14 protein-coding genes and 1 pseudogene are annotated in these 14,593 nt (G+C 44.6%); 9 read left to right on the top strand and 6 right to left on the bottom strand.

The features are described 5' to 3' along the window. Positions 1-242, top strand: a pseudogene (locus ATB78_RS28585) (IS5/IS1182 family transposase); the annotation flags it as partial. Between the two features lie 13 nt (positions 243-255). On the opposite strand, the gene ATB78_RS19240 reads toward ATB78_RS28585, so the two are convergent. Together ATB78_RS19240 and eamB are read right to left on the bottom strand one after the other, a co-directional pair. Beyond that, positions 256-1,344, bottom strand: a complete 1,089-nt coding sequence (locus ATB78_RS19240) for a hypothetical protein (RefSeq protein WP_061009927.1) — start codon at positions 1,342-1,344, stop codon at positions 256-258. Between the two features lie 515 nt (positions 1,345-1,859). Next, complete coding sequence (gene eamB, locus ATB78_RS19235; protein WP_061009926.1) at positions 1,860-2,444, bottom strand: cysteine/O-acetylserine transporter; 585 nt, start codon at positions 2,442-2,444, stop codon at positions 1,860-1,862. A gap of 112 nt (positions 2,445-2,556) precedes the next feature. On the opposite strand from eamB, the gene ATB78_RS19230 reads away from it, so the two are divergent. The 3 genes from ATB78_RS19230 to ATB78_RS19220 all read left to right on the top strand — a co-directional run bounded on the left by ATB78_RS19230 (position 2,557) and on the right by ATB78_RS19220 (position 5,721). Beyond that, positions 2,557-3,432 (top strand): LysR family transcriptional regulator, encoded by an 876-nt coding sequence (locus tag ATB78_RS19230; protein ID WP_061009925.1) that lies wholly within the window; start codon positions 2,557-2,559, stop codon positions 3,430-3,432. A 255-nt stretch (positions 3,433-3,687) separates the two neighbouring features. Then, entirely contained in the window at positions 3,688-4,662 is a 975-nt protein-coding gene (locus ATB78_RS19225) for a DUF1852 domain-containing protein (RefSeq protein ID WP_005443333.1), read from the top strand. 30 nt (positions 4,663-4,692) lie between these two features. Then, the gene (locus ATB78_RS19220) at positions 4,693-5,721 is read left to right on the top strand and encodes a methionine synthase (protein ID WP_045378945.1); all 1,029 of its coding nucleotides are present in this window, start codon (positions 4,693-4,695) and stop codon (positions 5,719-5,721) included. A gap of 257 nt (positions 5,722-5,978) precedes the next feature. Here ATB78_RS19220 and ATB78_RS19215 read toward each other — a convergent pair whose 3' ends face one another. After that, positions 5,979-6,872, bottom strand: a complete 894-nt coding sequence (locus ATB78_RS19215; protein ID WP_061009923.1) for a DMT family transporter — start codon at positions 6,870-6,872, stop codon at positions 5,979-5,981. Between the two features lie 419 nt (positions 6,873-7,291). Between ATB78_RS19215 and ATB78_RS19205 the strand changes: the two genes are divergently transcribed. Then, positions 7,292-7,810, top strand: coding sequence for a MarR family transcriptional regulator (locus ATB78_RS19205; RefSeq protein ID WP_240537417.1), 519 nt, complete (start codon positions 7,292-7,294; stop codon positions 7,808-7,810). 344 nt (positions 7,811-8,154) lie between these two features. Here ATB78_RS19205 and ATB78_RS19200 read toward each other — a convergent pair whose 3' ends face one another. Continuing rightward, a complete protein-coding gene (locus tag ATB78_RS19200) occupies positions 8,155-9,174 on the bottom strand; it encodes a DUF2955 domain-containing protein (RefSeq protein WP_020197915.1) in 1,020 nt (339 codons plus the stop codon). A gap of 9 nt (positions 9,175-9,183) precedes the next feature. Then, positions 9,184-10,248, bottom strand: a complete 1,065-nt coding sequence (locus ATB78_RS19195) for an HlyD family secretion protein (protein ID WP_061009919.1) — start codon at positions 10,246-10,248, stop codon at positions 9,184-9,186. Positions 10,249-10,362: 114 nt separating this feature from the next. Between ATB78_RS19195 and ATB78_RS19190 the strand changes: the two genes are divergently transcribed. From ATB78_RS19190 to ATB78_RS19175, 4 genes are all read left to right on the top strand, one after another. Beyond that, positions 10,363-11,223 carry a LysR family transcriptional regulator gene (locus tag ATB78_RS19190; RefSeq protein WP_061009917.1) on the top strand — a complete coding sequence of 287 codons (861 nt, stop codon included), beginning with the start codon at positions 10,363-10,365 and terminating at the stop codon, positions 11,221-11,223. A 118-nt stretch (positions 11,224-11,341) separates the two neighbouring features. Beyond that, positions 11,342-11,884, top strand: coding sequence for a hydrolase (locus tag ATB78_RS19185; RefSeq protein ID WP_061009915.1), 543 nt, complete (start codon positions 11,342-11,344; stop codon positions 11,882-11,884). 51 nt (positions 11,885-11,935) lie between these two features. Further along, complete coding sequence (locus tag ATB78_RS19180; protein ID WP_061009930.1) at positions 11,936-12,412, top strand: GNAT family protein; 477 nt, start codon at positions 11,936-11,938, stop codon at positions 12,410-12,412. An 83-nt stretch (positions 12,413-12,495) separates the two neighbouring features. Beyond that, complete coding sequence (locus tag ATB78_RS19175; protein ID WP_061009913.1) at positions 12,496-12,990, top strand: GNAT family N-acetyltransferase; 495 nt, start codon at positions 12,496-12,498, stop codon at positions 12,988-12,990. Between the two features lie 83 nt (positions 12,991-13,073). Here the strand turns inward: ATB78_RS19175 and ATB78_RS19170 are convergent, their stop codons facing one another. Then, positions 13,074-14,525, bottom strand: a complete 1,452-nt coding sequence (locus ATB78_RS19170) for a hypothetical protein (RefSeq protein WP_061009912.1) — start codon at positions 14,523-14,525, stop codon at positions 13,074-13,076. Between the last annotated feature and the right edge of the window lie 68 nt (positions 14,526-14,593).

Raw genomic sequence — 14,593 nt, 5'->3', positions numbered from 1 at the left:
ACCCTCGCAATTTAGCAGTAGGTTGTCAAAAGCTCTACGGCTCCAACAAGAAGTGGAAAAAGCGGTATGGCTATCACAAGCGCTCACTATCAGAGACAGCAATGTACCGAGTAAAACAGCTGCTAGGTGGGAAATTAAGCCTAAGAAATTACAATGCTCAGGTTGGCGAGACTTACGCAATGATCAAAGCGCTGAACAAACTTACAGGACTTGGTATGCCTGAAACTCAGTATATTGCTTAAGAACTGAACAACTTTAGGCTGCCATGTCTTCCCACCGAATTAAGCAACAAAGCCTCCCAAACATGAAATAATCTGCTGTATTATCTACATATTCGAGCTCTATAATTTCTGTATCGAGGAAGTTAAAGTAGGCATTATATGAGCAATCTTTAGCCTGTTGACTGCCAACACTTTCCGGTTTTAAATTTCGAGATTCTTTACCTTTAATTCTTTCACACTTTCTAATAACATCTTTCTTATATTTTTCGATTGTTATTGGCATTATTCTAGGGCTTCGCTTAATTAACTCGAACTTACTCTGCTCCATTCTTATATAGTCTGATACAGCAGAGAGTCTTACCTTTTTCCTTACACCAATCTTCTTCAGTTCATCATGAAATTTGTAAAAAAAACTGTTACTATCTAGTTCTAGATCATCGTTAACTTTAGGAAATATAATATTGTTATTCTTAAATTTATTTACGAATAACCTATAGTCTTCATCGAAACTATTAATATCAATATGCCACATGTAAGGGTTACTCACGGCAAATGAATTTAAGTGTCCTTGTAACCACTTAATCACTTCACTTCTATTGTCTGGTTCAATAGTTGCCAAATACCTGTCCTTAAGAAGATTTTTTGTGAAATCTTCTATACTTAACTTGGAACTGTCTATGTTAAATCTATCTAAAATGCTTGTTAGATCTTTTTTTGATGTTTTTATTATAGTGTCATAATCAGCTTTTATACTGTCGACAGGGGTATGTGTTTTTATTTTTTGGTATTTCTGATTTTTAGTTAGCTTATTCCAGTCGTGGAAAAGACTATCTTCAGGAATCTTTGAGGTGGTATGAAGAATAAATCTCCCCATATCTATAGTATCTTGAGTGACTAAATTTTTTAAAGTTTTCCAAAAATCTACAGCATTACTATGTAAGTTGTGATCCTTTAAGTGATGCTTTACTTCAATCAGTTTTTCACCATCATAGATGTCTCCAAAGCATTCTATCCAAACTGTTTGATTTTTTTTCGCTGTAAAGCAGTACTCTATAGCGACCAGTAGTTGATATACGAATCCTAGATAATTTGGAGTTGCTTGGTTGGAATGTGGCTTCTTCATCTACATTGACCTTAACAATTGATGCGTACTACTCAACTATGGAAGATTGTGCGGAATCGACTTTTTAGAATGAGCTATTAATTCTAAAGTGAGTAGTGGAACTAAGGCTTAACTCGAAGTTCTTTTAAAACATTTGATTATGAGTTCTCATGCACGCACAATTTCATGCATAACGTGAATAAATGCAAATGAAATTTTGCTAAAATGAGCAGTTGTTTAAAAAACGTTCAAAATTCCGGGCAATTCATTGTTGTTTGTGAGTTTTTACAACAGAGGCGTTACGCATAATGTCACAGTTTAGTGTTTTAAAGCGATTTATCGGTAGTTCATCTTTAGTTTAATAAAAAGGTAGTCAGAATTTGGCTTATGAGGGCAATGCTTCCAATCGCTAATCAAGGTCTTAGGCTGTTTGATGTTAAGTGAACAACAATGTTGTTCGGAAAATAACTTATCAACGACTGTTCAGATTAAATTTTTAGTAAGTTCGATTAATACAAGTCAAAAGACAAACAACCTCAAACAAACAACTGCACTGCGCAGTAAATCAGTGTCGCCGCTAAAGTCATATTGATCGCTTTGCCATATTTCTGGAATTGCGATTGAAGCAGTTTGCCTGCAATAGCCCATATCAAGTTGCTCGCCAATGCGATAAATGCGAGCACTAGGCTGGTGGCCAAGATCCAGTAGATGTTTTGTGTGTAAGGCAGAACGAACGTCGAGATGGAAGTTACGCCGTACAGAATGATTTTCACGTTTACGAACTGCAAACCAAAGCCCGTCAAGAAAGTGATGCCCTCAGAATCTTTTGATGCGGTTTTGATATCACTTGTCGCGATTCCCCAAGCTAACCAAATGATGTAAGCCGCACCCACCCATGTGAGCCAAGGTGTAATCACAGGAAGCAGGCTGACCATGTGGTAAGTGAAAACGCCACACAACAGCATCAAAACAATATAGCCGCAGAACATCCCAGAAATGACTTTGGTCGAACGTTTTAGCCCGTGCTGTGTTGCAACACTGAGCGACAAAATGTTGTTGGGACCCGGCGTGATCGAAGTAATGATGACGTAGGTGAAAAATGCGGTGTAGATGGCACTCATCTCTATCTCTCCTGTTTTTTGTGCACTATACTTCGCGTTAATCAATTAAAAAATTGAATATATTTAAACTAAGAGTTTTAACTTTTCGAACTATTCAGTTAGGAGTTTGGTCATGAATCTAAAGCGTTTCCTTACGTTTAAAACCATTGTTGAGGAAGGCTCGTTTCTTAAAGCATCGCAAAAGCTTTATTGCACTCAGTCGACAGTGACCTTTCAGATCAAACAGTTAGAACAAGACCTTTCATTGCAGTTGTTCGAAAAGATCGGCCGTAAAATGGTGCTGACTCAAGCAGGAGAAAAGATTCTTCCGTACGTTTATGAGCTCGCACGAGTGATGGAAAACATTGAAGGCACGGCACAACAAGAGAGTTCTGAGCCGACAGGGGAGTTGAAGGTTTTAATCGCAGAAACTCAGCTCGCTTATAAAATGGCCAGTGTTTTGAAGGAATTCAGAATACGAGCGCCAAAGGTCAGGCTCTCTCTGCAATCACAAAACTGCTACAAGATTCGTGATGAATTGATTGCTGATAAAGCCGATTTGGGTGTGTTTTATCGTGTCGGTAATGATGATTCACTCAAGGTGCATGAGTTTGAACAAGAGCCGTTAGTCCTTGTTGCTTCGCCGCTTTTAACTGGATTGGATTTACAGAAAAGGGATCAACACATTGATTTGGGGTTCATCAGCAATGGTCCTAAGTGCCTTTTCCGTCAGACTTTTGAGAGCATCATCCAAGAGCGCAACATCAGCATCGATAACATGATTGAGCTGAGCAGCATTAACACCATCAAAAACTGTGTAGAGAGTAATATCGGTATCTCGTATCTGCCTCGCTTCACTGTAGAAAAAGAACTGCAAGAGGGCAGTCTGCAAGAGCTCGCGTTTACCGACGCACCGCAAATGATCAAACCGCTGTGTGGCTACCATGCCGGAAAGTGTGTCACGCCTGCAATGGAGGTCTTTATCGACTGTATGCGTAACGCGAACTAGACAGGCTTTTTCCTCAAACCATGAAATTCCTTCATGTTCAACGTGAAGTATTACCAATGTTATTCAAGTAACGAAGCAAGTATAAAAAACAGACTGCTCTGGTGTTAGGCACTGTGACAGCTGTTTTTGAACTGAATTTTCGAAGTAAACGCTGCACACACTGACGATTGGGAAAATCAAAAAACACAACCATCCCCAAGAACAGAGTTAGGAATCAGTCAGCGTTTATCTAAGGAAATAGGATACCAACTCACCATGAATAACGATTTCAACTTTGCTATTAAGAGCATCCGTTTTGATGAGAACTACCAACCATCAGACAGCACGCGCATCACGACCAACTTTGCCAACCTAGCTCGTGGTGACAGCCGCCAAAATAATCTTCGTAATGCACTGCGCATGATCGACAATCGTTTTAATGCCTTGGCACATTGGGATAACCCAAATGGCGATCGTTACAGCGTCGAGTTGGAAATCATCTCTGTGGATATGGATATCCAAGGCAGTGGCGAAGCGTTCCCTTCTATCGAAGTGCTTAAAACCAACATTATTGACCGCAAAACCAACGAACGAATTGAAGGTATTGTGGGTAACAACTTCTCTTCTTATGTGCGTGATTACGACTTTAGCGTTCTGCTGCTAGACCACAACAAAGACCAGCCTCAATTTAGCATCCCCGCTGATTTTGGTGAGTTGCACGGCAAGCTGTTTAAAGCGTTCGTGAAGTCGGAATCGTACCAACAACATTTCCAAAAGCCGCCAGTGATTTGCTTGAGCGTGTCGGACAACAAGGTTTACCGCCGTACTGATAACCAGCATCCAGTGTTGGGTTTTGAATACCAGCCAAACGAATCGTCACTGACTGAGCAGTACTTCAAAAAGATGGGCTTACAGGTGCGCTACTTTATGCCGCCAAACAGTGTCGCTCCGTTGGCGTTTTACTTCTTCGGTGACTTGTTGAATGACTACTCGAACCTAGAGCTGATCAGCACCATCAGTACCATGGAGACGTTCCAAAAGATTTATCGCCCAGAGATTTACAACGCGAATGCGGTAGCCGGCCAGTGTTACCAACCGAACTTAAAGAATCTCGATCACTCGTTAACCCAAATCGTTTATGACCGCGAAGAGCGCAGCCAGCTTGCGAAAGAGCAAGGGAAGTTTGCTGAGGAGCATTTCATCAAGCCTTATCAAGCGATCCTTGAGCAATGGTCTGCAAATTACGCGTAATCAAAAACGAGAATCTAGAAGGGAATGACGATGAAAACACTATTACCGACTTCAACGGCGGGCAGCTTACCTAAGCCTTCTTGGCTGGCTCAACCAGAGACGCTTTGGTCACCCTGGAAACTGCAAGGCGAAGAGTTAATTGATGGCAAACGCGATGCGCTGCGTGTCTCTTTACAAGAGCAAGAATTGGCAGGGGTCGATATTGTCAGTGACGGTGAACAAACTCGCCAACACTTTGTGACGACCTTTATTGAACACCTAAACGGCGTAGACTTTGAGAACCGCAAAACCGTGACCATTCGTAACCGCTATGATGCGAGTGTACCGACGGTTGTTGGCCCAGTGAGCCGAACCAAACCTGTGTTTGTAGAAGATGCGAAGTTCTTGCGTCAGCAAACTAAACAACCGATCAAGTGGGCGCTTCCGGGGCCAATGACGATGATCGACACGCTGTATGATGATCACTACGGTAGCCGTGAAAAACTAGCTTGGGAATTCGCAAAGATCCTTAACCAAGAAGCCAAAGAGCTTGAAGCGGCAGGCGTCGATATTATCCAATTTGATGAGCCTGCATTTAACGTCTTCTTTGATGATGTGAACGAGTGGGGCATTGCTTGTCTAGAGCGTGCCATTGAAGGGCTAAAGTGCGAAACCGCAGTACATATCTGCTATGGCTACGGAATCAAAGCCAATACGGATTGGAAGAAAACATTGGGCACTGAGTGGCGACAATACGAAGAGGTGTTCCCTAAGCTGCAAAAGTCCAACATCGATATTATCTCGCTTGAGTGTCACAACTCACGCGTACCTATCGAACTACTTGAACTTATCCGCGGCAAAAAAGTGATGGTTGGCGCAATTGATGTGGCAACCAACGAGATTGAAACACCAGAAGAGGTTGCAGAAACTCTTCGTGAAGCGCTGAAGTACGTTGATGCGGACAAACTTTACCCTTGCACCAACTGCGGCATGGCGCCTTTATCTCGCGAAGTTTCAACGGCAAAGCTTAATGCACTTAGCGCAGGCGCAGAGATTATCCGTAAAGAGTTGGCGGGTTAATATCAAAACTTAGGTTCGACGCAATAAACTCAAGTCAGGGTCATTCCAGCGAGTCTAAGCGAGACTAGGAATCTACTAACCACTAGCTGGGAAATGGCGATAACCTTAGAACTTCACAGCACTCTGTAGGTAGATCCTGAATCACCTCGTTCCTTGCAGTTCTGGATGGAGGTTGTTGGGAATTATGTCGTTCACAACAAACCCAAGAGTTCGGGTCTTGGGTTTTTCTATCTATAAGATCACGAAAATAGCAGACGCTAATAGTTGATCACTTCCTGCTCGGTCGGGAGCTTTTTACGATACTCGAAGAACTGAGCAATCAAGTTGCTGACCACCATCAATGCCATCACACCAATCTGCACGTGAGTCAGTGAATCTCCCATGAGCGTGACGCCTAAGATCATTGCCAGAATTGGGTTAAAGGTGCCAAAGAAACTGAGCTCATTCGTTGTAATTAAAGGGATGGTATAGACATAAGCCCCGTAGGCTACAGAGGTTAATCCGATAATAATCCAACCCATCGCTAGCCACTGTTCAAAGTTGTTTGGGACTAAAGGTAGGACGACGGTTCCACCTGAAAAAACATCCCAATAGGCGAGAGGTAATAAGATGATGCCGCCGAAGATGAGTTTCCATGTCAGTAATTTCCACCAGTGGATTTTTTTCATCACGTGTTTAGCAACAACACTTCCCGCAATCAATGCACTCATAGCACTAACCAAGAGTAATACAGCTGATGGGCTGATCGGTGCGTGACTAGTCAAGAATAGATAAGCAGAACATCCCAGTAGCACCAATGCCGACACCAATTGGATCATTGATGGTTTTACTTGATGCGCGATCCCCATGATTGCCAAGCTCACAACAGGCAAGGCGATCATACCCACGCCAACCAAAGTACTCGGTAGTCTCAACGCAGCAGCGAACAATAAGCCAAAAAATAACGCGATGTTAAGGAAGCCAATTAGAAGTAGAGCGGGGAGCTCTGATAGCTTGGGCATTGTTGGCTTTAAAATCAATAGAATGAAGCCAGCAGGCAGGGCTCTCCATACCGCTAGCGCGAACGGTGACCAACCAACAAACTCCGATGAAACAACAGCGTAGGTGGTTCCCCATAGTAAGGGGGCTAATATCGCCAAGATGATTTTCATAATGCTCCTTCAACTTCATTTTTGTAAATATGTTTATGTAAACATAATTTACTTAAACATAAATTGGGCGTAAAGTCACCTTCGTTGATCTTTTCTTTGATCCTCTAGTGGTGGTTTTAGAAGGCTGGGGTTTTCTTTGAGCAGTAGGTTTGATTCTAAAGTTACTACTAGTGGATGCGGAGTTGGGAAGGAAGAAGGTTTTAGTCTCAGATACTTAGGAGGTGGTGGATTATGGAAGTGATGGGTTTAGTTAAAGCAGTGATTAAAGTTCTCATGGCTTTTTTCGTAGATGTTCTCGCAATTTTAGTAATGGTACTATTTGCGTTAGGTCTTATTCTTGAGTTTCTCTACTTGGATGCAAAGCTTAGTTTTAAGAGGTGGCATCGTCGGTCTTGGCAAAGTAGTAGTAAGCGACGAGAGTGAAATGGTATAGAGCGTTATTACATGGATTCATTATTTTGAAGATGACGAGCAAGCAAGTTGCTGAGCAGTGGCTATCAATAAACAAAGAGTTGGACGGAAACATCATTGAACTTGTGACGTTATTCGTTCGATTCGGTACGTCACTTTCAGACGCAAGAACCCACTTTTGCAAGAAGCATGGATTAAATCCGTCAGAGTTTGATGTTCTAGCGACATTATACCGTTCAGGCGAGCCTTATGAGCTGACGGCAAAAGCACTCAAAGAGCAGACATTACTACCATCATCAGGTGCACTATCAAACCGATTGGAGCGCTTAGAAGCAAAAGATCTTGTCGTCCGTAAACATGACTTAGTTGATAAGCGCTCAGTCAAAATATCGTTGTCAAAACAAGGGTTAGGGTTGGTTGCCGCGATGGGACCTGAGTTTTTTGGTGAAATGGCAACGCTATTCGAAGCTCTTCCTGATGAGCAGCGACAATCGCTCTTGAGTTTGATGAGCTCACTTCAGTCTTAATACATAATCTGAGCGACACGGATGTAAAAAGGGAGCGGTGCTCTCAACGTTTCATTTCTTGCAGCGCAGGCGCAGAGATTATCCGTAAAGAGTTGGCGGGTTAATATCAGAACTTGGGTTCGACACAATAAACTCAAGACAGGGTCATTCCAGCGAGCCTAGACGAGACTAGGAATCTACTAACCACTCGCTGGGAAATAGCGATAACCTCAGGACTTAACAGCACTCGGTGAGTAGATCCTGAATCACCTCGTCCCTCGGTGTTCAGGATGACCTTTTCTAAATAACAATGCCGTTCACCGTAAAGTGAGCGGCATACTTCGTTTCCCGGTTCTCGGTTCCCGTTAATTCAATTCCACGTTCTTCATCTCAGGATGCTTCAACAACATCACGCGAATCCAGTGGTGTACCACCCACATCACCATTGCGGTCAGTAGCACTGCTACGAATATCGAACTGAATCGGTACAAGATGGAGAAGAACGCGTCTTTCTGCTCAGGCACTAATGATGTGGTCAGTGGAACGGAGAGGGCAGACATCGCCGAGAACGCAATGGCGGCTTTGACTTGTCCTTTCGTTAGCCACAAACAGAATGGCCCCATAGCGATAGTAAACGCTAGCCAGAACAATAACCCATGGCCAAACCAACTGCCCAAGATTAACTGCACTGCCATACCCGCGATACAACCTAGTGCGGTGCCGATGATACGGATTTTTGCCATGGCCATTGAGCCGGCGAGTGTCATTGGCGTTAGGATGATAAGGATCGAAGCCTGCGCCGAAAGTGAGTCGTACAAATCACCTATTTGGAACACCAAAAACGCCGCCATTGCTACCACCCAGCCCATTGCTACTTGGCTGATGTAGTCGATGTCGCTTTTTACTGGCGTGGTCATTTCTGTTTGTAAGATCTTCGATTCTGGCTCTGGGAATAACCAATAGGCGAGGGCACAGACGAAGATATTACTGAACGAAATCACCCAAAGGTTGACGTTGAACTCTTCGATATCCATGAAATCGTAACTCGCGAAGTTCAGAACGATCGAGCCAACCAACAGTCCCATGTAACCAAACAAGTAGGTTTTTGGATTCATCATCGCGATGCATTTAAACAGCATCATAATGCCTACTGCCGCGAACATCAGAGTGGGATGGAACTGTAAGTATTCGAGAATAAAGGTGGCTTGAACCGTCGTCCAAACCGCCGAGAACAGCACCATCAATACCAGTGGCAGGCTGAAGTGATCCATACGGCCGAGCACGAACAGCGGCAGCATGACGGCAAAGAAACCGTAAGACCAGCCAAAGATCATGCTCAACGCCAAACCCATTGAGCAGCCGAACCAAATGCGTAAGGTTTTCATCGCAGCCGCCTAGTAGATAAAGTGGAACCAGCTAGCAAGGTAGATTTGAACTTGTGCCATCATTGCCCAGAACGGACTGTTATCTGGATAAAGAACGATAGTGGCACGAGAACCGACGAACAGAGAGGAAGGTAAGGCTTCTTCACTAGTAAGGTTCACGCGAGTTCGCTGCGCATCTCGTACCCAACGGTTGTTCACTTCGACTTTGGTCAGTGCGCCGTTTGGAGTTTGTTGTGCGGCCGCGACACCGTAATCTCGGCTCGATAATTCGAAGTCGTACACAGAACCTGGGTTAGCATCGAATGCCACCATTGCATGGTAGTCTTTGCTTACTCCCGCCACAGACTTCTCGCGGAAATCTGCTGCTACCCACATTGAGCCTGTTGGGACAAACGTGAGCAATGGCATGTTGGTGTTTGCCATGGTGCCGACTTCTAATTGCAGGTTCGTTACCACGCCGTCACTTGGAGCAAGAACTGCGGTGTTGGTTAGGTCTAACTGTGCTTTCTCAATGCCGTTTTTCGCAATTCGAACTGCTGTGCTTTGGCCTTTTTTATCGCCAAGTTGCGCTTCAATCACTTTCAAGTTTTGTTGTTCTGCTTTGAGCGCAGCTCGTGACACTTGGTTTTGTGCGAAAGCGTTGTCCAACGTGGATTGAGAAATCACTTTCTGTTTCGACAGTTTTTGTAAACGTGAGTATTCACGGTGTGCGTTATTGTAGGTCGCTTCTGCTCGTGCAATGTTCGCCAATGCCGCTTCACGTTGTGAGTAAAGGGTGGCTTCTTTTTCGTAAGCCGATTGCAGTGACAACTCCGCTTGCTCTAGGGCAATTTTGTATTTGCGGTCATCGATTTTGAATAGCACATCGCCTTTGTGTACCGACTGGTTGTTGTCGATAAGCACGTCGGTCACTTTGCCGGAGACTTCTGACGCGACTTGCACTACGTAACCTTGAACTCGCCCTTCGGTGGTGATTGGCGCGTGACGGTCAGCAATGATGATGTAGAAAAAGAGTACAATGAACAGGACAATAAGTGTTCGCATCCAGTGTTTGAATTTATGATCCGCTGTCATAAGAAATACCTGAATTTATGGTGCTGGCAAGCAAATAAGATAGCGAATTATAGAGAACTTGATCACAATTCAGTAGAATGACAATAAGTGCATAAATGACCTAAAAGTAGGACAATGAACGTAAGTTTTGATGATCTTCACCTGTTTAGCCAAACCGTTGTACACGGAGGCATCAGTGCTGCCGCAGACGCTAACCAGCTACAACGCTCCAAAGTGAGCCGCAGACTACAGGAGTTGGAAAAAGCGCTAGGCTGCCAATTGCTGATTCGAACCACGCGAACCATTGAGTTGACCGAGCACGGCAAGCGTTTGTTTGAGCTGGTTGGGCAACCCATTGAGCATATCCAACAAGGCTTGAGTGTGATGCACGAATATCAGCAAGAGCTGACGGGTAAAGTGCGGATGGCGATTCCCTCTGCGCTGATGAGTTCTGCGGCGTTTAATTCCATTATCAACGAATACACAACACGCTATCCAGAAATGTCGGTAGAGATTGAGAACCACCAAGAGAGTGTGGATCTCAAGCGCCAGGCGTTCGATCTTCAGTTACTGCCGAGTGTTTCAAAAGTCTCCGACGACAGTTACGTTCAGTTCAGTTTGCTTCCTTACCGCAGTCATTTTGTTGCCTCACAAGCTTACCTTGATTCACATCCGCCACTAAAAAAGATCGATGATCTTAAACACCACCGACTGCTGACCAACCGTTATAACGCGAATTTGCTCGACCCAGAATTGCACGTCGCAGTGCGGTCTGATGATTTGAATTTGTTGCGTTTAATGGCTATGAGCGGCAACGGCATTGCGTTTATCCCTCAAGTGCATTCCAAGCCAGCATTGGAAGACGGTATGCTGGTGGAAGTCCTGCCAGAGTTTACGCATCCTAAGCAGCACTTGACTCTGATTTATCCATCCAATCTGTTTTTGCCGAACAAGGTAAAAGTGCTGATTGAACTGTTTCGAGAACGATTCAAATAGCGTGAGCGGACAATAACTTTGCGAATTTGCCCATCTGATTATCCTGCGCTTCTGGTACATTCGTTTTATTCAAAGGCTTGAGCAGAGTGATGTTTAAGCCCACTCATAGGAGATGAGAATGTTATCGAAAAACACCACCGGACTGATTGTTGTCGATGTGCAAGGTAAGCTGGCAGCACTCATGCACGAAAGCGAAGCACTGATTGAAAGCACCACCAAGTTAGTCAAAGGCGCAAAAGCGCTTAACTTGCCGATAGTGTGGTTGGAGCAAAACCCAGATCGCTTAGGGCCAACGGTTGAGCCGATTCGTGAAGTGCTCGCGAAAGATCACTTACCCATCGCCAAGTACACCTTTGATGGTTGCAAAGAGCCGACATTCAAACTCTCGGTAGAAAACGCCAAAGTCGACACTTGGCTAGTTTGTGGTATCGAAGCGCACATTTGTGTGTATCAAACCGCGGTGTCGCTACGTCAAATGGGTTATCGAGTGGAGTTGGTGACCGATTGTGTCTCTTCCCGAACGCCAGCGAACAAAGCGTTAGCGCTTGCAAAACTGACCGCGAATGGCGTTGGTCTAACGGGCGTCGAAATGTGTTTGTATGAAATGGTAGAAGACTGCCGAGCACCAGAGTTTAAAGAGATCTTAGGGCTCATTAAGTAACACAATCGCAGTCGTAGACAATTGTTACGGTGAAACATGGCAGAGACAAAGATGGAACTGAGAGCATTTGAAAAGGAAGATTACGAGGCACTCATCCGCTGGATTGATTCAGACCAATTGAACTACCAGTGGGGAGGCCCAAACTTTCATTTCCCTTTGGATGAAGAACAAATCAGTGTTCATTGCTCCAAACCTGAAGTCTTCCCGTTTATCCTAATTTGCGACGGAAAGAAGGCGGGGTATGTTGAGCTGTTCAAAGTCTCAGATTCACACTTTCGTATTTGTCGCGTGTTCATCGCTAACGCTTTTCGGGGGCAAGGAATTTCAAAAGTCATGCTCACGCAGCTCATCGAACTGTCTCAAACTCAGCACCGTGCTCAAGTCTTGTCGTTGGCGGTATTTGAGCGTAATACTGTCGCGAAGAACTGCTATGAATCGCTTGGTTTCAAAGTAACTTCTCATGAATCAGGAACCCGTTCTTTTGATAACGAGGTTTGGGACCTTTTACTCATGGAAAAGCGACTTTAGAAAAGAGCTAAAAGCTGGCGAAAGGGTGTTGGAGTTTCGCTCCTACCTCGCTTTGGGGATGTGTTAGGGATTAAGGATGACGAATGGAAATTAGAGAAGTTAAAGACACGGATTCAGCTCAAATTGTTGAAATATATAATTACTATGTGGAGTCCACGTCGATTTCTTTTGAGGAAGAACCGATTTCCGTCGAGGTGATGCAGCAACGAATAGAAGAAGTGCTGAGTTTAGGCTTACCTTGGTTGGTAGCCGAGGTCGACGGCCAAGTATTGGGATACGCTTATGCCAATCGATGGAAGCCGCGCTCTGCGTATCGCTTTACCGTAGAACCTTCTATCTATGTGAAGCAGGGCATCACCAGCAAAGGCATTGGTAGCACTTTGTATTCACACTTGCTCGACCACCTCAAAGAGAAACAGATTAAGAACGTGATTGGCGTGATTACGTTGCCTAACGAATCGAGCATCCGATTGCATGAGAGATTGGGCTTCAAGAAGGTAGGGGAGTTTCCTAATATCGGGCTCAAGTTCGGCGAGAAGAAATCTGTCGGGTATTGGCAGTTGGAATTGAATGCGTAACCTCGAACTTTAAACTTTCTCCCTTGGCAAACGGTCTGATTTATATCAAACAGGTTACCAAGGGAAAGGCCTCTAGCGTTGGTCTAGACATCACCATTCTTACTCGATGATCGCTTGCTAGAGGACAGCGCCGCTTGTGTTTCTTCCAGTCCTTCCGCTTCATATTGATAGCCCGAGCTCATGCTCATGTCTTTGTACTTCACCAGCATCTTTTCAATGATCAGAGATTGAATGCGAAGAGCATCTTTCCCAAGCTTTTCGGCAATAAATTCACTGAGCGCTTTCACCGTCACTTTGTGCTTTTGCGCGTTTGAGTCGGTTCCGGTTTTGACTTCAATCACCATGTCCTGCTCTTTCTGAGCAATTTGAGTCAGATGTGCTGTGAACCGCTCGTTGTAAGCCTGAGATGTTGGGCTTAAACGGAGCTTGTTGATTCTTGGGTACTGGCTCGCCAATTCATCCTTAAGTTTTTGGTGCAGTTTTAAGTCTTTTAGAGCAATCGACTTCTGTTGGTTGATGCTGGTGAAGAACTTCATATCGTTAGAGACATCAATGTCTTCTGAAGAAGAGATAAACGCAGGATCAAACAACACATTGCGGTTGAGCATGGTGAACTGCTCGATTGGTCGGCCCTTTACTGCGCCCTCGTTAAGCAACCCTTTCGGTGCTTTTGAGCCTTTTTCGTAGGTGTCTCCACTTGTCACACCAAGCGAGATGTACAAGGTGGTGTCATCTTTTACTTCTGATGTGGCTTCTTCCGCTGCGGAGATAAGATCCATTTCAGACATCAACACATTGCAGTCCATCATGGTGACTTTTTTGAGTTGCTTGAGTTTGCAAAAATCGACGACGGCCTTTCTTGTTGCACCAAAACCAACGGTGCCAGATTCGAACGCCCACCCAACCAAACCTACGCCAGCAGTTTGAAGTAGTGTCCCCATTTGTTCGTGATATAAGTTCAGCTCGCTTTGGTGCACAAACAAGTACACGGGTCTGTCGCTGCCTTCTGTGTACCAATATAACTCTTCCAGTTTTTCTTTGATCTTAAACTCTTTCGGCATACCGACGGAGGGAACGATTAAAGCAGTGCCCGTGGTGGATTGAGGCTCTATTCTTACTTCAAAATGAGAGGCGCTTGGTGACGTTGATTGTTGGCTTTGTTGTCGAGTTTGCACCGGATTTGGATCGTGGATTTGTCGGCGGTAGTAAACACGTTCCAGTTCGCGGTAGTTATTCAAAACCTGATCGACGCTAACAGGGTCATACTTGAGCGCACCTGTGTTGTCGTTAACGACGTAGCGGTAGTTAAAGCGTATTAGTGCCTCAGCGGCTTGGTCTGCGATAATGAGATTGTTCTCTTCTACGTGGTTTTGCCAATCTCGTTGAAACGCTTCCCACTTGTCGGCGTTTTCTTTTGTCTGATCCTCACGCGAGCGCTTAGTCGCAGAACCTCCTTGTGAGGAGTTGGAGGCATCATTCTTTCTTTTATTCGCTTGGCTTGAGGAAGCCGCCGAAGTGTTCGTTTCACCGTACATGCGTGTGTTCACTTATTTTGAATATGAGTGATGAGGGAGGTTTTCCCTCAAGTGGCATCTTGATTTGC

The sequence above is a fragment of the Vibrio sp. CUB2 genome (genome assembly GCF_001557945.1).
Classification (GTDB): domain Bacteria; phylum Pseudomonadota; class Gammaproteobacteria; order Enterobacterales; family Vibrionaceae; genus Vibrio; species Vibrio owensii.
This window is presented reverse-complemented; position numbering and strand designations above follow the sequence as displayed.

Coding starts and splice junctions, on each gene's coding strand:
- ATB78_RS19175 (WP_061009913.1), top strand. CDS start 12,496: ATGGAAATTAGAGAAGTTAAAGACACGGATTCAGCTCAAATTGTTGAA.
- ATB78_RS19170 (WP_061009912.1), bottom strand. CDS start 14,525: ATGTACGGTGAAACGAACACTTCGGCGGCTTCCTCAAGCCAAGCGAAT.
- ATB78_RS19230 (WP_061009925.1), top strand. CDS start 2,557: ATGAATCTAAAGCGTTTCCTTACGTTTAAAACCATTGTTGAGGAAGGC.
- ATB78_RS19180 (WP_061009930.1), top strand. CDS start 11,936: ATGGAACTGAGAGCATTTGAAAAGGAAGATTACGAGGCACTCATCCGC.
- ATB78_RS19225 (WP_005443333.1), top strand. CDS start 3,688: ATGAATAACGATTTCAACTTTGCTATTAAGAGCATCCGTTTTGATGAG.
- eamB (WP_061009926.1), bottom strand. CDS start 2,444: ATGAGTGCCATCTACACCGCATTTTTCACCTACGTCATCATTACTTCG.
- ATB78_RS19185 (WP_061009915.1), top strand. CDS start 11,342: ATGTTATCGAAAAACACCACCGGACTGATTGTTGTCGATGTGCAAGGT.
- ATB78_RS19195 (WP_061009919.1), bottom strand. CDS start 10,248: ATGACAGCGGATCATAAATTCAAACACTGGATGCGAACACTTATTGTC.
- ATB78_RS19190 (WP_061009917.1), top strand. CDS start 10,363: ATGAACGTAAGTTTTGATGATCTTCACCTGTTTAGCCAAACCGTTGTA.
- ATB78_RS19200 (WP_020197915.1), bottom strand. CDS start 9,174: ATGAAAACCTTACGCATTTGGTTCGGCTGCTCAATGGGTTTGGCGTTG.
- ATB78_RS19240 (WP_061009927.1), bottom strand. CDS start 1,344: ATGAAGAAGCCACATTCCAACCAAGCAACTCCAAATTATCTAGGATTC.
- ATB78_RS19220 (WP_045378945.1), top strand. CDS start 4,693: ATGAAAACACTATTACCGACTTCAACGGCGGGCAGCTTACCTAAGCCT.
- ATB78_RS19215 (WP_061009923.1), bottom strand. CDS start 6,872: ATGAAAATCATCTTGGCGATATTAGCCCCCTTACTATGGGGAACCACC.